This is a genomic window from Comamonas sp. DB36 (assembly GCF_057914905.1).
Genome location: NZ_CP196631.1, coordinates 2,566,990 through 2,590,222 on the forward strand (window position 1 = coordinate 2,566,990; position 23,233 = coordinate 2,590,222).

Annotated in this window: 16 protein-coding genes and 2 tRNA genes; 15 read left to right on the forward strand and 3 right to left on the reverse strand. The window is 64.4% G+C overall.

The genetic code is table 11. The features are described 5' to 3' along the window. The first annotated feature begins 5 nt into the window (after positions 1-5). From fdxH to ACSVDO_RS11855, 6 genes are all read left to right on the forward strand, one after another. The gene (fdxH, locus tag ACSVDO_RS11830; protein ID WP_332540073.1) at positions 6-947 is read left to right on the forward strand and encodes a formate dehydrogenase subunit beta; all 942 of its coding nucleotides are present in this window, start codon (positions 6-8) and stop codon (positions 945-947) included. Beyond that, complete coding sequence (locus ACSVDO_RS11835) at positions 944-1,570, forward strand: formate dehydrogenase subunit gamma (RefSeq protein ID WP_489592281.1); 627 nt, start codon at positions 944-946, stop codon at positions 1,568-1,570. Before fdxH ends, ACSVDO_RS11835 begins: the two co-directional genes overlap by 4 nt. 209 nt (positions 1,571-1,779) lie before the next feature. Continuing rightward, positions 1,780-2,745 (forward strand): formate dehydrogenase accessory protein FdhE, encoded by a 966-nt coding sequence (gene fdhE, locus ACSVDO_RS11840; protein ID WP_332540076.1) that lies wholly within the window; start codon positions 1,780-1,782, stop codon positions 2,743-2,745. 15 nt (positions 2,746-2,760) lie between these two features. Beyond that, positions 2,761-4,233, forward strand: a complete 1,473-nt coding sequence (gene selA / locus ACSVDO_RS11845; protein WP_489592283.1) for an L-seryl-tRNA(Sec) selenium transferase — start codon at positions 2,761-2,763, stop codon at positions 4,231-4,233. Further along, complete coding sequence (selB, locus tag ACSVDO_RS11850) at positions 4,230-6,164, forward strand: selenocysteine-specific translation elongation factor (protein WP_489592285.1); 1,935 nt, start codon at positions 4,230-4,232, stop codon at positions 6,162-6,164. Before selA ends, selB begins: the two co-directional genes overlap by 4 nt. A gap of 8 nt (positions 6,165-6,172) precedes the next feature. Continuing rightward, a tRNA-Sec gene (locus ACSVDO_RS11855) sits at positions 6,173-6,268 on the forward strand. Positions 6,269-6,271: 3 nt separating this feature from the next. Here the strand turns inward: ACSVDO_RS11855 and ACSVDO_RS11860 are convergent. Then, on the reverse strand, positions 6,272-7,822 hold the full coding sequence (locus ACSVDO_RS11860; protein WP_489592287.1) for a hypothetical protein: 1,551 nt from the start codon (positions 7,820-7,822) through the stop codon (positions 6,272-6,274). 299 nt (positions 7,823-8,121) lie between these two features. Between ACSVDO_RS11860 and selD the strand changes: the two genes are divergently transcribed. Next, positions 8,122-9,189, forward strand: coding sequence for a selenide, water dikinase SelD (gene selD, locus ACSVDO_RS11865; RefSeq protein WP_489592289.1), 1,068 nt, complete (start codon positions 8,122-8,124; stop codon positions 9,187-9,189). A 10-nt stretch (positions 9,190-9,199) separates the two neighbouring features. Here the strand turns inward: selD and msbA are convergent, their stop codons facing one another. Next, the gene (gene msbA, locus ACSVDO_RS11870; protein ID WP_332539832.1) at positions 9,200-10,978 is read right to left on the reverse strand and encodes a lipid A export permease/ATP-binding protein MsbA; all 1,779 of its coding nucleotides are present in this window, start codon (positions 10,976-10,978) and stop codon (positions 9,200-9,202) included. Positions 10,979-11,224: 246 nt separating this feature from the next. Between msbA and tolB the strand changes: the two genes are divergently transcribed. From tolB to ACSVDO_RS11900, 6 genes are all read left to right on the forward strand, one after another. After that, positions 11,225-12,544 carry a Tol-Pal system beta propeller repeat protein TolB gene (tolB, locus tag ACSVDO_RS11875; RefSeq protein ID WP_332539834.1) on the forward strand — a complete coding sequence of 440 codons (1,320 nt, stop codon included), beginning with the start codon at positions 11,225-11,227 and terminating at the stop codon, positions 12,542-12,544. Positions 12,545-12,613: 69 nt separating this feature from the next. Next, on the forward strand, positions 12,614-13,156 hold the full coding sequence (gene pal / locus ACSVDO_RS11880) for a peptidoglycan-associated lipoprotein Pal (protein WP_332539835.1): 543 nt from the start codon (positions 12,614-12,616) through the stop codon (positions 13,154-13,156). A 2-nt stretch (positions 13,157-13,158) separates the two neighbouring features. Beyond that, positions 13,159-13,935: a tol-pal system protein YbgF gene (gene ybgF, locus ACSVDO_RS11885; RefSeq protein WP_332539836.1), complete on the forward strand. Its 777-nt coding sequence runs from the start codon at positions 13,159-13,161 to the stop codon at positions 13,933-13,935. A gap of 156 nt (positions 13,936-14,091) precedes the next feature. Beyond that, entirely contained in the window at positions 14,092-14,913 is an 822-nt protein-coding gene (locus ACSVDO_RS11890) for a tRNA threonylcarbamoyladenosine dehydratase (protein WP_489592292.1), read from the forward strand. A gap of 58 nt (positions 14,914-14,971) precedes the next feature. Continuing rightward, positions 14,972-15,047, forward strand: a tRNA-Lys gene (locus ACSVDO_RS11895). 1,085 nt (positions 15,048-16,132) lie between these two features. Continuing rightward, positions 16,133-17,281, forward strand: coding sequence for an alpha/beta hydrolase (locus tag ACSVDO_RS11900; RefSeq protein WP_489592294.1), 1,149 nt, complete (start codon positions 16,133-16,135; stop codon positions 17,279-17,281). A gap of 196 nt (positions 17,282-17,477) precedes the next feature. Here the strand turns inward: ACSVDO_RS11900 and ACSVDO_RS11905 are convergent, their stop codons facing one another. After that, positions 17,478-18,140, reverse strand: coding sequence for an SOS response-associated peptidase (locus tag ACSVDO_RS11905; protein WP_489592296.1), 663 nt, complete (start codon positions 18,138-18,140; stop codon positions 17,478-17,480). A 459-nt stretch (positions 18,141-18,599) separates the two neighbouring features. Here ACSVDO_RS11905 and ACSVDO_RS11910 point away from each other — a divergent pair, with 459 nt between their 5' ends. Both ACSVDO_RS11910 and ACSVDO_RS11915 read left to right on the forward strand, forming a co-directional pair. Further along, a complete protein-coding gene (locus tag ACSVDO_RS11910) occupies positions 18,600-21,053 on the forward strand; it encodes a SwmB domain-containing protein (protein ID WP_489592298.1) in 2,454 nt (817 codons plus the stop codon). 642 nt (positions 21,054-21,695) lie between these two features. Further along, complete coding sequence (locus ACSVDO_RS11915; protein WP_489592300.1) at positions 21,696-23,012, forward strand: dicarboxylate/amino acid:cation symporter; 1,317 nt, start codon at positions 21,696-21,698, stop codon at positions 23,010-23,012. The last annotated feature ends 221 nt before the right edge of the window (positions 23,013-23,233 follow it).

Genomic DNA, 23,233 nt, shown 5'->3' on the forward strand with positions numbered 1-23,233 from the left:
AGCTGATGTCTTCTACACATTCTCTCGATATCAAGCGCCGTTCGGCGACCACCACTCCCTCGCCCAGCGTGCGCGAAACGCACTCGGGCGAAGTGGCCAAGCTGATCGACGTCTCCAAGTGCATTGGCTGCAAGGCCTGCCAGACCGCCTGCATGGAGTGGAACGATCTGCGCGACGAGGTCGGCACGCTGGCCGCCGGCGTGTACGACAACCCGACCGACCTCACGGCCGACTCGTGGACCGTCATGCGTTTCACCGAGTACGAAAACGAGGCCACGGGCAACCTGGAATGGCTGATCCGCAAGGACGGCTGCATGCACTGCGAGGATCCGGGCTGCCTCAAGGCCTGCCCGTCGCCCGGTGCCATCCTGCAGTACAGCAACGGCATCGTCGACTTCCAGCAGGAAAACTGCGTGGGCTGCGGCTACTGCGTGACCGGCTGCCCGTTCAACATCCCGCGCATCTCGAAGAAGGACAACAAGGCGTACAAGTGCACCTTGTGTTCCGACCGTGTGGCCGTGGGCCGCGAACCGGCCTGCGTCAAGACCTGCCCCACGGGCGCCATCCAGTTCGGCACCAAGGAGGCAATGAAGGACCATGCCGAGCACCGCATCGCGGACCTGAACCGCCGCGGCTTCGACAAGGCCGGCCTTTATGACCCGCCGGGCGTGGGCGGCACGCACGTGATGTACGTGCTGCACCATGCCGACAAGCCATCGCTCTACAAGGGCCTGCCGGATGATCCCAAGATCAGCCCCATGGTCTCGCTGTGGAAGGGCGTGGCCAAGCCACTGGCTCTGGCCGCGCTGGGTGCGGCGGCCGTGGGCAGCTTCTTCCACTACGTGACCAAGGGCCCGCACGAAGTACCTGCGGAACTCGAGCGCGAGGAAGACCGCATGGAAGAACGGCTGGAGCAGCAGATGCTCGACAAGGAGGACGCAAAATGAAGCGCAGCCCCCGTGACCTCAAGCGTTACACCGCCGGTGAGCGCGCCAACCACTGGCTGGTGGCGATCACCTTTGTGCTGCTGGCGCTGTCCGGCCTGGCGTTCTTTCACCCGGCCTTCTTCCCGCTGACGCAGCTGTTCGGCGGCGGTCCCTGGACGCGCATTCTGCACCCCTATATCGGGGTGGTGATGGCGCTGGGCTTCGTGCTGATGGTGATCCGCTTCTGGCGGCTCAACATCATGCGCGCGCGGGACCGCCAGTGGATCAAGGAAGCACCCAAGCTGGTGACCGAAGTGCATCACGTGATGCCGGAGCAGGACAAGTACAACGGCGGCCAGAAAGCGCTGTTCTGGCTGCTGGTCGCGTCCATGCTGGGCCTGACGATCTCGGGCGTGCTGATGTGGCGCGCCTGGTGGAACCTGCCCGTGGAGCTGGTGCGCGCCAGCGTCGTGCTGCACGCGGTCTCGGCGTTCGCGCTGTTCGGCCTGATCATCCTGCACATCTATGCGGCAATCTGGACGCGCGGCACGCTGCGCGCCATGGTCTACGGCACCGTGAACCGCGCCTGGGCCAAGTACCATCATCCGATCTGGTACCGACGGATGACCGGGGAGAAAGAGTAGCCCCCCCTGAGCCGCTTACGCCGGATGGCCGGCCCCGGCTTCCCCCTCTCATCCTTCGGTGGAGGGGGGCGGCCGGCCAGGCACGGCACCCTCGCTGCGGGGCGGCCCTTGCTCGGTGCCCCTGAGTTGGGGTCCGCCAGTTTCGAGGAATACGCCCTGCCGCCGGACGCCACCATGGCGTGCCGGCGGCACTTATTTGGAAAGACACAATGCAACGCATTCTTCAACGCGGCGAGATCGAAGCCATCGATCAGATCAATTTCCCGCGCATCCGCCTGCCCGAAACCGGCAGCCTGTTTGCCGAGCGCGCGGCGCGCCTGCGCCAGCTCGCCGTCGGCAACCCGATTGCCGACTACATCCTGTTTGTCGCGCAGATCGTCGACGCCCAGCACCAGGCGCTGACCCAGCTGCCCACGCCCGAGCTTCCCGCCGCGGCGATCGCGCTGGCCCAGCAGCATTCGATGCCGCTGCTGCCGGCCGCCGACCACCTCGATCCGGCCTGGAATCAGGTGCTCGACGCCATGCTCACCCGCCTCGAAGGCGGTGACGGCCTGCCCGCACCGCTGCAGCCCCTGATTGGCGCACTGCGCGAAATGCCCCTGGCCGAGCGCGAGGCCGTGGCTCGGCGCCTGCTGCAAAAGGAAGTGGCGGCGCGCGATGTCGGCATGGCGCCGTTCGTCATGGCCGCGCTGCAAGTCGTTTTCACGCAGCGCGCCGCCCATCTGTCGGTGGGCGACGTGCCCTATACCGAGCCGGCGTCGATCTGCCCGGTCTGCGCCAGCGAACCCGTGGCCAGCGTGCTGCGCATTGGCGGCAAGGCCAACGGCCACCGCTACCTGCACTGCGGCACCTGCTGCACCGAATGGCATATGGTGCGTGTCAAGTGCTCGCACTGCGAGTCCACCAAGGGCATACAGTACCAGGGCGTAGAAGGCCTGGGCGAAGTCGTCACCGCCGAGACCTGCACGGAATGCGGCAGCTACCGCAAGGTCATCAACCAGGAAAAGGACCCGCTGGCCGAGCCGCTGGCCGACGACCTGGCCTCGTTGATGCTCGATCTGCTGATGAGCGAAACGCCTTTCAAGCGCGCCAGCACCAACCCGCTGCTCTATGTGGCGTTTGCCGAAGAGCAGGCCGAAGGCGACCAGTCGCTGGTCGATCCCGCGGCGGAATGAGCCGACAATAGCCCGATGAAAACCGCTCCTCTGGAACAGGCCGTTCTTGCGGCCGCACAGGACACGGCCGCGCGCCCCTGGCCGCAACTGCCGTCCGTCGACAAGCTACTGCAAAGCGCGGCGCTCGCGCCCCTGCGCGAGCGCTACGGCCACCAGGCCTGCACCCAGGCCTTGCGTGAAACGCTGGACGCGCTGCGCGACCAGCTGCGCGCGGGCATGGTGCTGGCGCCGGATGCGACCCATTTCGAGCGCATCGCGGACAGCGCCGCGCAGCGCCTGGCCAGGCGCTTTGCACCGCGCCTGCAGGCGGTTTTCAATCTCACGGGCACGGTGCTGCACACCAACCTGGGCCGCGCGCTGCTGCCCCAGGAAGCGGTCGATGCGGTGGTGCAGGCGCTGCTGAGCCCGGCCAACCTCGAATACGACCTCGCAACCGGCGGGCGCGGCGACCGCGACGACCTGATCGAAGCGCTGATCTGCGAGCTCACGGGCGCCGAAGCCGCAACCGTGGTCAACAACAACGCCGCGGCCGTGCTGCTCACGCTGGGCACGCTGGCCGAAGGGCGCGAAGTGATCGTCTCGCGCGGCGAGCTGGTCGAGATCGGCGGCGCATTTCGCATTCCCGACATCATGGCGCGCGCCGGCGCGCGGCTGGTCGAAGTCGGCACCACCAACCGCACCCATGCGCGCGACTACACCGAGGCCGTGTCCGCCGACACCGGGCTGCTGATGAAGGTGCATTGCAGCAACTACGAAGTCACGGGCTTCACCAAGAGCGTCAGCGACCAGGAGGTCGCCGACATCGCCCATGGTCGCGGCCTGAGCATGGTCGTCGACCTGGGCAGCGGCACGCTGGTCGACATGCGCCAATGGGGCCTGCCCTACGAAGTCACGGTGCGCGAGACGATCGCCGCGGGCGCCGATATCGTGACCTTCAGCGGCGACAAGCTGCTGGGCGGACCGCAGGCCGGCCTGATCGTCGGGCGCAAGGACTTGATTGCCCGCATCAAGAAGAACCCGCTCAAGCGCGCGATGCGCGTGGGCAAGCTAACGCTGGCCGCGCTCGAGCCCGTGCTGCGCCTGTACCTGCACCCCGAACAACTGGCCCAGCGCCTGACCACGCTGCGGCTGTTCACGCGCCCGGCCGCCGACATGCAGGCCCAGGCCCAGGCGCTGGCGCCCGCTCTGCAGGCTGCGCTGGGCCCGGCCTATGTGGTCGAGACCGCGGCCATGGCCAGCCAGATCGGCAGCGGCGCGCTGCCTGTGGAATCGCTGCCCAGCCACGGCCTGCGCATCCACCCGGCCTCGGGCCGCCAGGCCGGCCGCCAGCTGATGCAGCTCGAAGCCGCGCTGCGCGCCCTGCCCCGGCCGGTGATAGGCCGCATCCAGGCCGACGCGCTGTGGCTGGACCTGCGCTGCCTTGAAGCCGATCAGCAATCCCTTTTCGCCGAACAACTGCCCTTGCTGGCCTCGCATATCCCTTCATGATCATCGGTACCGCAGGCCATATCGACCATGGCAAGACCACGCTGGTGCGCGCGCTCACGGGCGTGGACACCGACCGCCTCAAGGAAGAAAAAGCGCGCGGCATATCGATCGCGCTGGGCTATGCCTATGCGCCGCTGCCCAACGGCGATGTGCTGGGCATCATCGACGTGCCCGGCCACGAGAAGTTCGTGCACACCATGGCCGCGGGCGCGGTGGGCATAGACCATGCGCTGCTGGTCGTGGCCGCCGATGACGGCGTGATGCCGCAGACCCGCGAACACATCGACATCCTGCTGCTGCTGGGCGTGACCCAGGCCAGCATTGCGCTGACCAAGGTCGATCGTGCCAGCGCGGCGCAGATTGCCGACGCCCGCGCCCAACTGGCCACGCTGCTTGCGCCCACGCCGCTGGCGGGCGCCGTCGTCTTCGAGACCGCTGCCGCGCTGCCCGATGACCCCGGTGTCGCCGCGCTGCGCGGCCACCTGCAAACCCTGGCCCAGCAGATGCCGGCACGGCCGCGCAACGGCCTGTTCCGCCTGGCCGTAGACCGCAGCTTCAGCCTGCCCGGCCAGGGAACCGTTGTCACGGGCACGGTGTTTGGCGGCGCCGTGACCACGGGCGACAGTCTGGTGCACTCGCGCAGCGGCCAGACGCTGCGCGTGCGCAGCATCCATGCGCAGAACCAGGCCAGCGACAGCGGCGTGGCCGGCCAGCGCGTGGCGCTCAACCTCGCCGGCCTGGGCAAGGACGAGATCCAGCGCGGCGACTGGATTGCCGACGGCGCGCTGCTGCAGGCCAGCGAGCGCATCGATGTGCAACTGCAGCTGCTGGCCTCGGCGCCCGAGATCCGCCAATGGACGCCCGTGCACCTGCATCTGGGCACCGCGCATTGCACGGCCCATGTGGCGCTGCTCGAAGGCGAGCACATAGAACCCGGCAGCAGCGTGCGCGCGCAGCTGGTGCTCGACACTCCGGTGTTCTGCCTGCCCGGCGACCGCCTGATCCTGCGCAACGCCCAGGCCAGCCGCACGATTGCGGGCGGCACCGTCACCGATCCCCATGCTCCCGCGCGCAAGCGCCGCAGCGCCGAACGCCAGGCCTATCTGCAGGCGCTCGATGCGCTGATTGCCACGGGCAGCGCCGCGCAGTTGCTGGCGCGCTCCCCCCACGGTCTGGCGCTGTCGCAGCTGGTGCGGCTGTCGGGCCGGCGCTGGAGCGCGCAGGATCTGCCCGCCGATGCGCTGCAATTGCCGCTGGGCGCGGATACTGTGCTGCTGTCTGCCACGCGCTGGCAGCAGTTGCGCGCCCAGGTGCTGGCCACGCTGGCGCAATTCCATGAAAAGCACGCCGACGAACCGGGGCTCAACGCCGCGCGCCTGCGCCGCATGGCCTGGCCCGGATTGGTGCAAGGCGCGCACGACGCGCTGTGGCGCGGCCTGATCGACGGCCTGCTGGGCGACGCGCAACTGGTCGCCAGCGGCGCCTGGCTGCATCTGCCAGGCCATAGCGTGGAACTGAGCTCCCCCGAACAGACGCTGGCCGAACGCCTGCTGCCGCTACTCGATGAAGGCCGCTACGATCCGCCCTGGGTGCGCGATCTTGCGGGCACGACAGGTGCCGGTGAAGACAGCGTGCGCCAGCTGCTGCGCAAGCTCACGCGCCGCGGCCAGGTATTCCAGGTGGTCAAGGACCTGTTCTACAGCGCGCCGCGCATGCAGGAGCTCGCCCAGTTGGTCGCGTCCCTGGCGGCGAGCCACCCCAAGGCCGAAGTCGAAGCGCGCGCGTTTCGCGACGCCACCGGCCTGGGCCGCAAGCGTGCGATCCAGATCCTCGAGTTCTTCGACCGGGTCGGCTACACGCGCCGCCTGCGCGACGCCCACCTGCTGCGCCCGGATGCAAGCTGGCAGGGGCCGAACGGCAGCTTACAATAGCCGGCATTGGAAGGCATGCACACCCGGTGGTGTGGCCGGGCTTCAAACCCGGTGAGGGGCGTCAGTCGCTCCTGGGTAGGTTCGACTCCTGCTGCTTTCCGCCATTCCTACCAGCTGAAGCAGGCGCCCAAGCGCGCGCAGGCCGATGACCGTCCCGACGTCGTCGCCGCCACGCCCAGCGAGACCACGGTGCGGCGCGTTTCGGTGTTGGCGACCAGGCGATTGAAGCTGAAACCCATGGCCGTCTGGCCGTTATAGGTCGCCACGCCGCCGGTCACGGCGCTGTTGGCCTTGGGAGCGAACGACACCGGCTGGCTCAGCGCCATCGCCATGGCCACGCCGCCCGAAAGCTTCTTTTCGACCGCATTGATTTTCTGATCGAGCTGCTGCACGCGGCTTTCCAAGCCGTCGAAGCGCGCGCCCAGCGGTGTCACGGCCGCATCGATCACGGAGTGGACCTGCTCGACATTGACTGCATCGGTGGGCGCAATGCCAGCGGCAACGCCGCCCAGCACGACCGCTGCGCCCGTCTGTGCATCGACAAATTTTGCGCCATCATCGTCAAGCCGCAGATTTGTCGAATGCAGACCGCCCGACAGAACGAGCTTGTCCTGACCGACCCACACGCCATGGGTGTTTCCCAGATGGTTGGTCACCACCAGCGATTCCTGCGGATCGGGAGCCTGGCCTGGCGCTATCACCAGGGAGTCATGCGCGGACAGCGCGACATACTGGTTCGCCGGCAGCATGGGCGCTGCGCCCGCCCATCCCGAGGCCGCTGACGCCGAAACGGCAGGTCCGACAACGGACTCCGCCACAGGCGTCAACACCTTGTCGGATGGATTGGTGACGGCTGACGGGGGCTTGAGCTTGGCGAATAGGTCGCCAAAATTCGATATGCGTTGGCCGAGGCCCGACGGCGCAGGGGGTTGCGGCGCGCCAACGTTTGGCAGTTTTTTCTCGGGGCCGTTGGGCGCCGCCTTTTGCAGCGCCTCGTTCACACCTTCCAGCAGAGTCTTGTTGAGCGTTCCGACCTTGGGTGGGTCATCCCGCGTGTTTTTCGCTGCGCCATCGTTATGCGAATTCTGGAGAAAGAAATCACGGCTGAATTTTTTAGCTGATGGAATCGATTCTTGCTCGCCATTACTGATTGAGGGCGTGGAGGGTGCAGCGGATTCTATTTTCTGGCCACGTTCAGAAGCGGCATCATTATTGGGGCGACGATGAGCGGCATCGTTTCCAAGCGATTTTCGATTTCCAACATTCGCCAGGCCATTTTTCCTGTCGATTTCTCTGCGTTCTTTCTTCAAATCATCCAACTCCAACTCCACCTTGTCTTTCTTGGCGCTCCATTCCTCCAATTTCTTGCCCATTGCGAACGCGTCCTCGGCGCGCTTTTCTCTGTCGGCATGAAACTTCATGTTCGTTGCGTAATTGATTTCCTTATTGCACTTATCCAGATAGGTCTTCAAATCGTTCATCTTCAGATTATTGTCCTGGCTTTCCTTCGAGTATCCGTAGAACAGACCACCCAGCTTATCCAGTTCAGCCGAACTCAAACCATGGGAATGCGCGGCGCCTGCCAGCAAAGCCGAACAGGTTCCAAGCAAGACGAAAAATGTATTTTTTCGGAAATGTGAGATTGGTGTATTTTTCATGTTTGAACCTCTTGATATTGATGATTTTTGCTTCCATGCCATCGACGGCCGTCGCCGCGCACTCCTCTGTCGCCCTGCAGGGTGCACAGCCAGGCGAGAGCGCGCCAAGCCTTGACAATCGATTGCCTTTTTCTATGCAACACAAATAATCAATAGATTCCAACTATTTTTGTTTTTTCCGCCGCGCACGCAGGCGAACGCCGCCGGGCGTGCGCCCCACACGCGGTCGACACTGTCTGGCCATAATGGCGATGGCCGAGTCCTCCGTCGCGACCCGGCACAGAACAGCGAGCACTTACATGAATGACACCACTCCCACTCTTCCCACCGCCCCCCGCCTGACCTCTCTTTCGCACGGTGGCGGCTGCGGCTGCAAGATCGCACCGGGCGTGCTGGCGCAGTTGATAGGGCAAAGCGCGCTGCCCAAGCAGTTCTTCCCCGACCTGCTGGTGGGCAACGAGACCGCCGACGATGCCGCCGTGTACCGCATCAACGACGAACAGGCCATCGTCGCCACCACCGATTTCTTCATGCCCATCGTCGACGACCCGTATGACTTCGGCCGCATTGCCGCAGCCAATGCGCTGTCGGACATCTACGCGATGGGCGCGACGCCGCTGATGGCGCTGGCCATCGTCGGCATGCCCATCAACGTGCTGCCGCATGCGACCATCGCCAAGGTGCTCGAAGGCGGCGAATCGATCTGCCGCGAGGCCGGCATTCCGCTGGCCGGCGGGCATTCGATCGACTCGGTCGAGCCCATCTACGGCCTGGTGGGTATCGGCATCGTCAACCCCAAGCACATGAAGCGCAATGCCGATGCCCGGGACGGCGATGTCCTGGTGCTGGGCAAGCCGCTGGGCGTGGGCATTCTGTCGGCGGCGCTGAAGAAGAACCTGCTCGACGCCAACGGCTACCGCGCCATGGTCGAGACCACGACGCAGCTCAACCGTCCGGGCGCGGCGCTATCGCAGATCGAAGGCGTGCACGCGCTGACCGACGTGACCGGCTTCGGCCTGCTGGGCCATACGCTGGAGCTGGCGCGCGGCGCGGGTCTCACGGCGCGCATAGACAGCCGCGCGCTGCCGCTGCTGCCCACCGTGCAGGCGTTTGCGGAACAAGGCGTGGTCACTGGCGCTTCGAGCCGCAACTGGGCGGCCTATGGCGCGCAGGTGGTCATGGGGTCGCAGGTCTCGGCACCGCTGCAAGCGCTAATGACCGACCCGCAGACTTCGGGCGGGCTGCTGGTGTCCTGCACTGCCGAGACAGTCGATCAGGTGCTGGCGCTGTTCGCGGCCCAGGGTTTTGCGAGCGCCGCGGTCATAGGCCGCATGGAAGCCGGCGCGGCGCAGGTCGTCGTCGACTGACGCACAGGCGTCAGCCCGCGGCTTGCAGCCGCGAATACAGCCCGCCCTGGGCCAGCAACTGCGCATGCGGTCCCTGCTCGACAATGTGGCCGCGCTCCATGACCACCACGCGGTCCGCGTGCTCGATGGTCGACAGCCGGTGCGCAATCACCAGCGTCGTGCGGCCCTGCATCAGGCGCTGCAGCGCATCCTGCACCAGGCGCTCGGATTCGGTGTCGAGCGCCGAAGTGGCCTCGTCGAGAATCAGTATGGGCGCATTCTTGTAGACCGCGCGCGCGATCGCCAGCCGCTGGCGCTGGCCGCCCGACAGCTGGGCCGCGTTGTGGCCGACCACGGTCTGCAGTCCCTGGGGCATGCGGCGCACGTGGTCGCCAAGATTTGCGGCTTCGAGGCTGGCCCAGACCTTGGCCTCGTCGACCTGCGCGCCCAGCGTGACATTCGCGGCCACGCTGTCGTTGAACATCACCACGTCCTGGCTGACCATGGCGAACTGCTGGCGCAGGCTGGACAGATCCCACTCGGCCAGCGGCCGGCCGTCGAGCAGCACTTCGCCGCTGGTCGGTGCGAGAAAGCGCGGCAGCAGATTGACCAGCGTGGTCTTGCCCGCGCCCGAAGGCCCGACCAGGGCCACGACTTCGCCGGGACGCACGCGCAGATTCACCTGCGCCAGGGCCGGCGCCTGGTCCTCGCCGAACGCCACACCCACGTCGCGCAGCTCGATTTCGCCGCGCGCACGTTCCGTGCGGTGCGTTCCGCCCTGCTCGGCCTGCGTGCTGTCGAGCAGCGCCAGGCCGCGCTCGAGCGCGGCCACGCCACGCGTGATCGGATTGGCCACGTCGGCCAGCCGGCGTATGGGTGCGACCAGCATCAGCATGGCGGTGATGAACGACACGAAGCCGCCCACGGTGACGTCGTCGGCGCGCAGCGTCTGGCGGCTTTGCCACAGCGCAATGCAGATGACCGTCGACAGCGCGGCCGCGGCCAGCAGCTGCGTCAGCGGTGTCATCGCGGCCGACGCAATCGTAGACTTCACCGCCAGATGGCGCAGGCGCTGGCTCAGACCGCCAAAGCGCTTTTGCTGCACGTCCTGCGCGCCATGCAGGCGCACCATGCGGTGGGCCAGCACGTTTTCCTCGACCACATAAGCCAGCGAATCGGTCGCCTCCTGGCTGTCCTTGGTGATGCGGTAAAGCCGGCGCGACAGCGTCTTCATGATCCAGGCGACGCCGGGCACGACCAGGCCCACGACCAGCGTCAGCTGCCAATTCAGATAGAGCAGATAGCCGAGCAAGGCGATCAGCGTGAAGCTGTCGCGCGACAGGCCCATCATCGCCTGCACCAGCAGCGTCGAGCCGGTCTGCACTTCATAGACCACGGTGTTCGACAGGCTGCTCGCCGAGTGGCGCGAGAACAGCGCCATGTCGGCCGCCAGCAAGCGGTCGAACAGCGCGTGGCGCAGGCTCAGCATGCCTTCGTTGGCGATGCGCGCCAGCGCGTACTGGCCGACGAACTGGGCGATGCCGCGCAGCAGGAACACGCCCATGATGGAAACCGGCACCAGCCACAGTTGCAGGCTGCCGTCGGTAAATCCGTTGTCCAGCAGGGGTTTGAGCAGTGCCGGAATCATGGGCTCGGTCGCGGCGCCGACCAGCATCGCGGCCACGGCCAGCACCCAGGTCCAGCGACGCCCGCCGAAGTAAGGAGCAAGACGCTGCAGGCGCTGGCGCATGCTCAGGGGACGCGAAGGCACGAGGGCGGAGGCTTCTGGGGCGGAGTGGGATGCTTGCATGTGACGCGAATTTTACGGCCCTACGGCATGACTGTTCATCCACTTACAGTTGGGCCGCGCCAGAGTGTGTAACATGCGATCCGTAAGCACCGGGATTTACCCGGAGCAACAGTCGCTGACACGGCCTGACACGGCCCGAGAAATCGCGGGATTTGCGGTGGACACCAGGCGCAGTGCAAGTTGCACGCGCCCAGGCAACGCAACGATGTGCCAAGGGTTGTGTTGGCCACACTAAGATGGTTGCCAATGACTATTGACCGAACTCCATCCACATCCTTTTCCGCGGCGCTGCCGCAAACGATGCGCCGCGGCTTTCTTGCGGCCCTCGCCTCTGCTCCCGCGCTGCCCGCGCTGGCCCAGTTCCGGGTAGAAGTCACGGGCGTGGGCTTGACGCAGTTGCCGATTGCGATCGCCCCGTTCCGCGGCGAGCCGCAGTCGCCGCAGAAACTCGCGGCCATCGTGCAGGCTGACCTCGAGCGCAGCGGCCAGTTCCGCGGCGTAGATGCCTCGGGAACCCAGCTTGATGAGACCTCGCGGCCCGACGTGGCGCTGTGGAAGCAGAAGATGGCCGACTCGCTGGTCACGGGCAGCGTGACGCGCCTGGCCGACGGCCGCTTCGACGTGCGCTTTCGCCTCTGGGACGTGGTGCGCGGCCAGGATCTGGGCGGCCACAGCTTCGCCGTACCTTCGGGCGATCTGCGCCTCGTGGCCCACCGCATCGCCGACTACGTCTACGAAAAGCTCACCGGCGAACGCGGCATCTTCTCGACCCGCATCACCTACGTGACCAAGGCCGGCAAACGCTACAGCCTGTGGATTGCCGATGCCGATGGCGAGGGCGCGCAGTCGGCGCTGTCGAGCCCCGAGCCCATCATTTCCCCGGCCTGGTCGCCCAGCGGCCGCCAGGTGGCCTATGTGTCGTTCGAGTCGCGCAAGCCCGTGGTCTATGTGCATGACGTGGCCAGCGGCCGGCGTCGCCTGCTGGCCAACTTCCGCGGCTCCAACAGCGCGCCGGCCTGGGCACCGAACGGCGAGTCGCTGGCGGTGACGCTCACGCGCGACGGCGGCTCGCAGCTGTACATGATCAGCGCCGAAGGCGGCGAACCGCGCCGCCTGATGCAAAGCAGCGGCATCGACACCGAGCCTGTGTTCTCCAGCGACGGCCAGACGATCTTCTTCGTCAGCGATCGCGGCGGCGCACCGCAGATCTACAAGGTTTCGGCCAGCGGAGGCAGCGCCGAACGCGTGACCTTCACCGGCAACTACAACATTTCTCCAAGTGTCAGTCCGGACGGTCGCTGGCTCGCGTATATTTCGCGCGTGGGCGGAGGCTTCAAGCTGCACGTGATGGACCTGAGCGCGGGCACCGTGACCGCGATCACCGACACCACGGCCGATGAAAATCCGAGCTTTGCTCCAAATAGCCGCCTGATTGTGTACGCGACCCTGCAGCAAGGACGCGAATCCCTGATGACCACGACACTGGACGGCAAGATCAAGGCAAGGCTCGCCGGCCAGGGTGGCGACATCCGCGAGCCCGACTGGGGCCCATTCCCCAAAAACTGAGTTTCTGTAGTTCTTTTCTTTTCAACCATATCGCTGATGGCGTTCTGTAGAACGCTGCGGAGTTTTTCCATGATCACCTTCAAACGCCTTTCCATCGCCATGACCGTTGCCGCCCTGATGGCAGGCTGCAGCTCGGGCGTCAAGCTCGACGAAACCCCGGTCACCGACAAGTCGGCTTTGAGCAGCGGCGCTGGCACCGGCGCCACCGCTGGCGGCACGGGCCAAAGCGGTGTCGCAGGTGTCGACCTGACGCAGTCGGGCGGCGACCAGGCCGGCCCCCAGGGCGTGAGCCGCATCGTCTACTTTGACTACGACTCGTACGTCATCAAGGCCGACGCACAATCGCAGATCGAAGCCCACGCACGCTTCATCAAGGCTTCGCCCAGCCGCAAGGTCGTGGTCGAAGGCCACACCGACGAACGCGGCGGCCGCGAGTACAACCTGGCACTGGGCCAGAAGCGCGCCGAAGCCGTGCGCCGCTCGCTGGGTCTGCTGGGCGTGTCCGACGCCCAGGTCGAAGCCGTGAGCTTCGGCAAGGAAAAGCCTGCCGTCCAAGGCTTCAGCGAAGACGCCTTCGCCCAGAACCGCCGCGCTGAACTGTCGTACCGTTAAATATGGCAACACCGTTTTTCCGCACCACCTCCGTGGCCCGGCTGGTACTGGCATTCGCCTGTACCGCGTCGTTCGCCACGGCCAGCCAGGCCGCCCTGTTCGGTGACGACGAGGCGCGCAAGGCGATCATCGAGCTGCGCCAGCGCCTGGACGCGATGCAGCAGTCGAACCAGCGCGCCAGCGAAGACACTTCGCAGCTGCGCCGCAGCCTGCTCGATCTGCAATCGCAGATCGAGATACTGCGCCAGGACCAGGCCCGTCTGCGTGGGCAGAATGAACAATTGCTGCAGCAGTCGTCTGAACTGCAACGCAAGCAAAAGGACATCGCCCAGGGTGTGGAAGAACGGCTCAAGCAATTCGAGCCGGTCACTGTGACCGTAGACGGTCAGCAGTTCACGGCCGACCCGGCTGAAAAGCGCGACTTCGATGCCGCGCTCGAAGTCTTCCGCGGCGGCAAGTTCGCCGATGCCAACAAGTCCTTCAGCGCGTTCATCCGCCAGTATCCGCGCAGCGGCTATCTGCCGTCGGCACGCTTCTGGCTTGGCAACGCGCAGTATGCGGAGCGAGACTACAAGGAGGCGATCGCCAACTTCAAATCGCTGCTGACAGCGACGCCCGAGCACGCGCGCGCGCCGGAAGCCGCATTATCGATCGCCAACTGCCAGATCGAGCTCAAGGACACGCGTTCGGCGCGCAAGACGCTCGAAGACCTGATCAAGGCCTATCCGCGCAGCGAAGCCGCGAATGCCGCCAAGGAACAGCTGTCGCGTCTGAAATAAAGCACCCCCTGAGCGACTTACGTCGCTTCCCCCTCTCAACCTGCGGTGGAGGGGGACGGCACCTTCGCTGCGGGGCGGCCCTTGCTCGGTGCCCCTGACCCAGGACACGTCAGTTTCACGCGCTGTTAGCGGTGCCTTGCATCCTGAATAAATGAAATGACTTTCTCATTGAGCATCGCGACTGCCGCCCTGCCCGACCCCGACTTTCTGGCTGCCGACAACCAGCGCCGCTTCGGCGGCCTGGAGCGTCTTTACGGCGTGCCGGGCGCCGCGCGCATCCGCGGCGCACATGTGGCCGTGGTCGGCATAGGCGGCGTGGGCTCCTGGGCCGCGGAAGCGCTGGCGCGCAGCGGCGTGGGCCGCATCACGCTGATCGACCTGGACCAGGTCGCCGAATCCAACATCAACCGCCAGATCCATGCGCTCACTTCGACCGTGGGCCAGGCCAAAGTGGTCGCGATGCGCGAGCGCATAGCGCAGATCCACCCCGACTGCGAAGTGCACTGCATAGAGGAATTCGTCGAGCCGGACAACTGGCCGGCGCTGCTGCCCGCGGGCGTGACGGCCGTGATCGACGCCTGCGACCAGGTCAAGGCCAAGACCGCCATGGCAGCGCATGCACGCCGCAACAAACTGCTGTTCATCAGCGTGGGCGCAGCCGGCGGCAAGCGCCAGGCGCACAAGGTCGACATCGACGACCTGAGCCAGACCACGCACGACCCGCTGCTGGCCCAACTGCGCTACCGCCTGCGCCGCGAACACAATGCGCCGCGCGACGGCAAGAAGATGGGCGTGGCCTGCGTCTTCAGCCGCGAAGCCGTCGCCCCGCCCGATGCATCTTGCGCGATCGACGGCGCCGACGGCACGCTCAACTGCCACGGCTACGGCTCGGTCGTTGCCGTGACGGCCACATTCGGCCAATGCGCTGCCGGCTGGGTGCTCGATCAAATTGCGGCCACCGAGCCCAAAGTGCTTTAAATTCCGTGCTAGAATCGAGTTCTTCGCTAATCAGAACAAACGTTTTGTGAAGCAGGTTGGGTCGTTAGCTCAGTCGGTAGAGCAGCGGACTTTTAATCCGTAGGTCGCGTGTTCGAATCACGCACGACCCACCAACCCTCCATAAGGAAAGCCTGCTATTCAAAAGATAGCAGGCTTTTTGTTTTATTCCCACCGTGGGAATATTCACTGCCGGCCAACGGCCCTGAGCAGCACAATTTTTCCTCGAAATCCGCCAACGTCGTGCGTCTGACACAAGGTCGCTTGACCACTGCATGCTGCATGCTGTATGCGAATACAGCATCGGCATGTGGTGCACTGTTCACGTTCTATACCACGATGGCAAGCGTCTTCCTGCCCACCAGGCCAAGGCCAACTCCATCTATGGGTAGCTGCGAATGCATTCCAAGTCGCCCGAGACAGGTGCTCCATTTACCCAAGCCTTTGTTCTCCACGGTCCAATGGGCTTACTTGACACCGCGGTCTGTCAAATTGACCACTGCTGGCTGCGAGCCATTGATGGCGGGGGAATGCGACTTGTGGGTGTTGACTCTGACCATTCAAGAGCGCCAGGCTCTCACCAGTCGTAGTGGGTGATTCCGGGAAAACCGCGGTGATCTATACCTATCCCACCCTCCTGCGCACCCCAAATCCGGATTACGACTAGCCCCTGGTCTACACACTCCCCGGGTTGCCTGCCGACTACACAGTCTTCGAAGTGTTTCCGAGCCGCTTCACAGTGCGCGACGCACGCTGCAGGTGCATCTACTATGGGCCAGGTCCAGTAGAAGTCGTGCAGTCGCCGGCGCCGTTCTAACCTCGGCAAGGCAGATCGAGAGCGAGGGATTCGAACACCCGATGAGCAGTATTTGGGCGTATTCCAGCGTAGCTTTCCCTCTGAGCGCCTACGCTCCAGTACGCTGAGTTCGCTCATTTAGGTGCGCTTTTAGGTTCAGACTCTGGCTGTTATCGACCGTGGATTCAACGGGTCGACTCGGGCCGAAATTGGCCTGGGGGGGCTTGATTGGCATGATCTGCTTCGTGCGAGTGAGCATGATCTCTCATAAGGACGCCCTGCTGGCCTGGGGCCTGGTCTTACTCCAGACTTATCCGTAGCCTTAACTAAGCCCCTGGGAATTCCTGGGCAACCTTGCGCAGCGGCCGCTCGTATACTGCCACCACACACAACAGGGAGGTTCAGATGCTCAGGTCTTCCGGAGTTCTTGCGCTGGTGTTCTCGGTGCTTCTGTCCGCGTGCAGCACTACCAATTTGGGTAAACCTGCGCCGATTGTCGCGCCCCCTCCACCCATCGCGCTCCCCGCACCGATTGTTGCGCCCCCTCCGCCGATGGGGGTCGCGGCGAAGAGCAAAGAGGTTTCTGTGTTTTTCGTCACTGACCGTGCGCCTTCAGAGTCCGGCCAGGGTTTTGGCGCGAGCCGGGCGGGCGGTCAGCTGACCCGCGGCACTGTATTGGTCAACATTCCGGTGGACCGGGCACGAGGCGATGTGCCGCGGCCAGGCTGGTTCGCGCAGAAACTTGGCGCGCAGCCGAATCCGCTCAAGCACATGTTCATCATGGGGACGACGACGATGTCGGCGCAGGACTTCTTCGCGAAGCTGAAGACCGAATCGGGCGAGGACCGCAGCGTTCTTGTTTTCGTGCACGGTTACAACAACTCGTTCGAGGAAGCGGCGCTGAGGACGGCGCAGATCTCCTACGACATGGGCATGCCCTTCTTGCCGGCTTTGTTTTCTTGGAGTTCGTCGGGCAGCACAGCGGCCTACTTCAAGGACTCCGACAGCGCTGCGATCGCCAGGCCTGCGTTCGTCAGCTTTCTTCAGGACCTGATCATGAAGTCAGATGCGCAGCGGCTGTATGTGCTAGGGCATTCAATGGGCACGCGCATTGTCTCGGAGGGCATTGCAGAGTTCGTCGAGAAAAAGCCCGAATGGAAGGACCGGGTCAAGGAGGTCTTGCTGGCAGCGGCCGACATCAACGCAGTGGTGTTCGAGGAACAGATTGCGCCGCGCCTTGAGGCCCTGCAGCTGAACGTGACGATGTACGCATCTGCCAGCGACAATGCCTTGAACATGTCCAAGGCAGTCCAGGGTTACTCGCGAGCTGGCGATATCGAGACGGGTATGCCGGTACGGGTGAAATCCATTGAGATCATCGATGCCACCAGCGTGCAGACTGACTGGCTTGCGCACACCTATGTGGCGAGCACCACCACGCTGCTGACGGACATGGAGACGCTTTTTCGCACTGGCACCCGGGCGGCCGACCGCTCGCCGTTGAAGCTCAGCCCGCTGAGCTCACAGGAACGGAAGTTCTGGGTGTTCCCGTAAACGCATGGGATGACCCAACAGGGCGCCGCGCTCATTTGTAACAGCGCGTTTCGAGATACATTCCTTGCCTGTGGCGCACATTGCCCCATGTGAAACAAAGTCGAGGACGCCGCGTTCCATGCCGCCGAGTCGAAGTGTGAGTTGATCACCTCCGCGAAGGCGACGGTCGCGAGTGTCGGCTCCTGGCGGTAAGCGGTCAGCCATTAGGTGCGGCATCAAATAGCTCGACGGGCGCAAGATGCAGCAGTTCAGAGGCCTCGGCAATGGTGCCGGCAAGCCATTGGTCCACGTCTTCGCGCTCGATCGAGATGACGCTGCGCTTATCCTGCTGGTCTGCGGGCAGCTTCGGATCGGGCTTGTGCATGCGCCTCATCAAGGGATGGGCGTCGGCGTTGATCGTCAGCATTGTGTAGGACTCGACAATCTCGCCGGTCTTGGGATCGGCCCACCGGCTCCAAAGCCCCGCGAGCCCCCACGGCTCGCCATCAGCCCGGGTGAACCTCCACCATTGATTACGCCCCGACTCCCAATTTGGCTCATCGAATGAGACGGCTGGGATGATGCAGCGCTGCCCCTTTGCCCATGGACCCTTGAAACTCGCCTTGCTGGACAGCTCTTCGCTGCGCGCATTGTTCGTAGCGTATTTCAGGCTCCACTCGCCCGCCACGAGCCCCCAACGACCTGCAGCGCCCTCCCGGCGATAGCCAGAGTCGTCTACAGCGCGCCGGATGAACGGGCCTTGCGCCCGGGGGAAAATCTCAACGTGCTGCTCACGCCACCAGCGAGGCTGGTTTGCGCGGCCGATATTCCAAAATCTTTCGATGTCGGCTTCCGCGGGGGAGACGTATCTATTGCACATAGGGTGAGTGCACACCATTTCGCAGAATCATTCAACCCCTTGCCATGGCGCGAGTTGATGGGTGCTTGCAGTTTTCCAGTGGTGAAAGTCTTGCTTCGTGCAGCGCGTCAAGGTCCCGGAATTCGCCGCCTCGGGTCCTGTCCAGCAGCAATGAGGGTTCGTAACCCCATGTGATAGCATGGTTCGAGTGCATTTCGGGGCCTGCGAATCAGGGGCGTGTCGCGCTGCCAAGGCTCAGACGGGGTTCAACAACAACGCCACCGCACTGTGGGTCACCGCACATACGACAGGCCGAACCTGGTCCATGTTCTGTGAACAGTAACTTGTGGTCATTGGCTTCGATGCCCAGTTCGCCATGCTGGCGACAAACAAGTTGGGGATTTCCGTGGATGAATGGTGCGTGGCCATGGCACGCAGCACGCACACCCCAGTTGAGACATACCGTAACCGGAGCTCAAAATGCACGAACTAGCACCGCTGGAATTCAATCAAGCGAGTATTGCCGACGGGGTTGTGATGCCGCCACCAGTCGGCGTACAACTGGTGGCCGGCAGCGATAACGGTAAATCGGGCTGGGATCACATCACCAGCGCCACAAAACTCACCATCGGAGGCACGACGCTGTCGGGCGCCCTCGTCACCTTGTACGACACAGACGGCACCACCGTGCTGGCAACGACGCGTGCCGTCAAAGGCGTGTGGCAAGTGACAACCCACGTTGCGCTGGCCGAAGGAATGCACATCGTGACAGCCAAGGCTTTGGGCGCGGTTGGCACTATCAGCGCTGCATCCAACGCACTGGTTGTCACCATCGACACGCAAGCGCCGGTTTTTGAGTCGGCCGCCGTCAATCGCAGCACCCTGGTGTTGACCTTCTCCAAGTCGGACACACTCGATGACGTCAACGGCCCAGCGCCAGAATCCTTTACGGTGATGGTGGGTCTGGTGCGCAATGTGGTCACGGCCGTGGTCGTCAACGCGGCCAAGAACACCGTCACCCTGACCCTGACCAAACCCGTGACCCATGGCGACACTGTGACCGTTGCCTATGACAAACTCGAAGTGGGCAATGCCGCCAGTGCCATCCAGGACCTCGCCGGCAACGATGCCGCCCCGCTCGCGGCGACGGCAGTGACAAATACGACGCCTGCGCCGCCGACCGATTCCAGCGCTGTGCCCGTCGACGGCGTGCCCGTGGTTACCACGCCCGGCGACGGCGGCAGCACCATCATCAGCATTCCGGTGGTCTTGCCCGGGCGGCCCGACACGCCCGGCACGCCTTCGCCGCTGGCCGACATTCCCCTGGTCAAGGGCATAGATGGCCACTCCATCCTGCAGGTCAGCGTACCCGTGGGCATGGCGCTGCAGGCCCAGGGCATGCCAGCACCAATGACCGGTGCCGCAGCCCTGGCTGAATTGACACTGCGCATAGAGCGCTCGGCCGGTGGCGACGCCGGGCTGACCCACAACGGTCAGGTCTTCCTGGCCACGCTCGATCCCTCGGTGCCGCTGACCATACAGACCATCACCGCCACGGCCGGCGCGGGCTTCAACCCCGACGTGCCCCTGGTGATCAGCGGCAGCGCCATTGCGCGCGACGGCATGCAGGCCGTGATCCTTGACGCGAGCGCCCTGCCCGACAGCACCACCATACAGGTGGACAATGTCGACTTCCTGGCCGTGGTCGGTGCCGTGCGCATCATCGGCGGCGCGGGCCAGACCATGGCCAGCGGCGACGGCGCCGCCCAGTACATCGTGCTGGGCGCCGAGAACGACATCATCCATGGCGGCGGCGGCAACGACACCGTCGGCAGCAAGGGCGGGAACGACCAGGTCTACGGCGATGCCGGCGACGACATCGTGTTTGGCGGCGCGGGCAACGACCTGCTGTCGGGCGGCACGGGCAGCGACCGCCTCAACGGCGGCACGGGCTTCAACGTGGCACTGCAGGAAGGAAAGCGCAGCGACTACTTGATCACGCTCGACGGCGCGGGCATCAAGCTCACGCATATCGCCAGCGGCAGCGTCGACTGGCTGGTCGATGTCCAGCAGGTACGCTTCGAGACTGGACCCATCCTCACGGTCGCGCACAGCGCCGCTGAAGAAGCCGCGGCCTTCCTGTTCCAGAAGTGGATGGGACGCGACCTGACACCAAGCGAAGGCGCAGTGATCCAGACGCAGCATGGCCTGAGCGCCGTGCAAGTCGCGGGCCTGTTTGCCCAGGTCTACCCGCAGCAGGCAGCCGGCAAGACTGCGCAGCAGCTGCTCGACGGCATGGAGGCGGCGGGAGCCATCCGCGTGGATGCCGATCGCTCCACCAAGTACGTGGCCGATGCGGGCGACAACACATTCACCCCCACCCTGGGCCTGGCCTGGAAGCTGGACGGCGGCGCAGGAATCGACACCCTCGTTTTTCCAGCCACTCTGGCGGAAACGCACATCAAGGCGAGTGCCACAGGTTTCACTCTGCAGCGCATGACCGACGGCGCAATGCTCGAGCTGACCAACGTGGAGCGCTTGACGCTCAATGACACCCAGCTGGCGCTGGATCTCGACCGCCACGCGGGCGAAGCCGCCAAGCTGCTCGGCGCGCTGGGCGGTGTGGGCTTGCTCGACAACCAGCCGTTGGTTGGCGAAGTGATTCGCGCGCTGGATGCGGGCGTGAGCGCGCAAAGCCTGGCGCAGCTGGGCCTGCAGGTGCTGGGTGCGAAGACATCGCTCGAAGTCACGCAACTGATCTGGACCAATGTCGTGGGCAGCGCCGCAACTCCGGCGCAGTTGCAGCCGTTCGTCAACCTCATGGCACAGGGCGTGATGGGCAGCGAACTGGCGGTGCTGGCCAGCCATCTGGAGCTGAACGCCACGCGCATCGATCTGGTGGGCCTGGCGGCCACGGGCATCGAGTTCGCCTGACAGGTCAATGGTGGAGGGCACAGCGCCTCGCCCACCACTGCGGCATTCGAGGCAAGGCGGCCCGTGGTATTGGCCAGTCCACGGGCATCTTCAGCGACTTTGCCGCTCAGGCCATACCCTATCGCGCAACAAGTCACTCGGGTGAGATGAGCGATCGCCTGCAGTTCGCCAGCCCTTCGACACCATCGCTGCAGGCCTGGGCCGCGCCGCGCGCGCCTATCGAGCATGGAAAGCCGCCCATCCATGACGCAACGTCTTTTGCGGATAAATCCCCCAAAGACGCATGGATGCTGGGGTACGACTTGAGAAAACACTCTCCAAAAAGCCGTAGAATCCGCGCCAATCTTCAACAGCGGGTTGGACTTCAAAACCTTGGGTCGCGTGTTCAAACAACGTTTGAACAATCGGCAAGATGTCTCCGCTGCTGAAAAGCCTGCTATCTAAAACATAGCAGGCTTTTTTGTATCACGTGAAAATACCTCCTGTTTGGCCTACCGATGAAATGAAACGAAAGCCCGATGTTTGCGCTTATGTCGCATTTCCATCGTTCGCGCCGGTACAGGCTTTCGCTCCCTCCCCTTTTACCTATTGCCCCATCGCTTTGAAAGCCTGCACGCGCGCGCTTGAGAAAACGGAGACAGAATGAAATTCAACAAACTCACCACCTGGGTACTGATCGCGCTGGTTGCCGGCATCATCGTCGGCTACATCTGCAACACGGCTCTTTCCGCGGAAGCTTCCAAGGAAGTTGCGAGCTACTTCTCCGCACTGACGGAAATCTTTCTTCACCTGGTGAAGATGATCATTGCCCCGCTGGTGTTCGCCACGCTGGTGGTGGGCATCGCCAGCATGGGGGACGCCAAGAGCGTGGGCCGCGTGGGCGCGAAGGCGCTGGGATGGTTCGTCACCGCCTCGCTGATTTCCCTGCTGCTGGGCCTGCTCTGGGCCAATGTGTTCCGGCCGGGCGACGGCACGCATCTGACGCTGCCGGATGCGAGCGCAGCAACCCACCTCAAGACAGGTTCGCTGGATTTCAAGCACTTCATCGTCGGCATCTTCCCCAAGAGCATCTTCGAGGCGCTGGCCACCAACTCCGTGCTGCAGATCGTCGTGTTCTCGCTGTTCTTCGGCTTTGCGCTTTGCACCGTGAGGAGCAAGACCGGCGACATCATCAAGTCGTTCTTCGAGGAACTGGTGCACGTGATGATCCGCGTCACCGACTATGTGATGCTGTTCGCGCCGGTGGGCGTGTTTGCTGCCGTGGCCGCAGCGATCACGGTGCAGGGCCTGGGCGTTCTGGGCACCTACGCCAAATTCATCGCGAGCTTCTATTTCGCCTTGGCGACGCTGTGGCTGGTGCTGATTGCGGCCGGCTACGTCGTGCTGCGCAAGCGGGTGTTCAAGTTGCTGAGCCTGGTGAAGGCGCCGACGCTGATCGCGTTCTTCACGGCGAGCAGCGAGGCCGCCTACCCCAAGACCATGGAGCAGCTCGAGAAGTTCGGCGTCAAGGATGAAGTCACGGGCTTCGTGCTGCCCATGGGCTATGCCTTCAACCTCGACGGCTCGATGATCTACCAGGCGTTCGCGATACTGTTCATTGCACAGGTGTATGGCATCGAAATGTCGTTCGCCACCCAGCTGTCGATGCTGCTGGTGCTGATGATCAGCAGCAAGGGCATGGCCGGCGTGTCGCGCGCTTCTCTGGTGGTGGTCGCCGCGACACTGCCGCTGTTCGGCCTGCCCGAAGCGGCCTTGCTGCTCATCATGGGCATAGACGTGTTCCTCGACATGGGTCGCACCGCGACCAACGTCATCGGCAACAGCATCGCCACGGCCGCCGTGGCCAAGTGGGAAGGCAAGCTCGGCGAGACGCTGCCCGACAGCGAGGAGCTGCTGCCCGCACAGGCCCGGCCGGTCGCAGCGCCAGAGATCACCGCAGGCAACGGCCATCCCGCATAACCTTGCCGCAGCGATGACTTTGCTGCGCCGGACGACGGCCCGGGTCATGACCGGGCAAACTGTCGCCCGCTACGGTGGCCGGGTTCGGCCCCCAACCCGTCACGCGCGCAAAACCGGCCGCACGCAAGTCATGTGCGGGCCATTGCCCACCGGCCTGGCCCGGTGTGCCGCAATGCCACCGGTTACAGGAACAAGCGCGGACAGCAGCGATGAATTGTGGG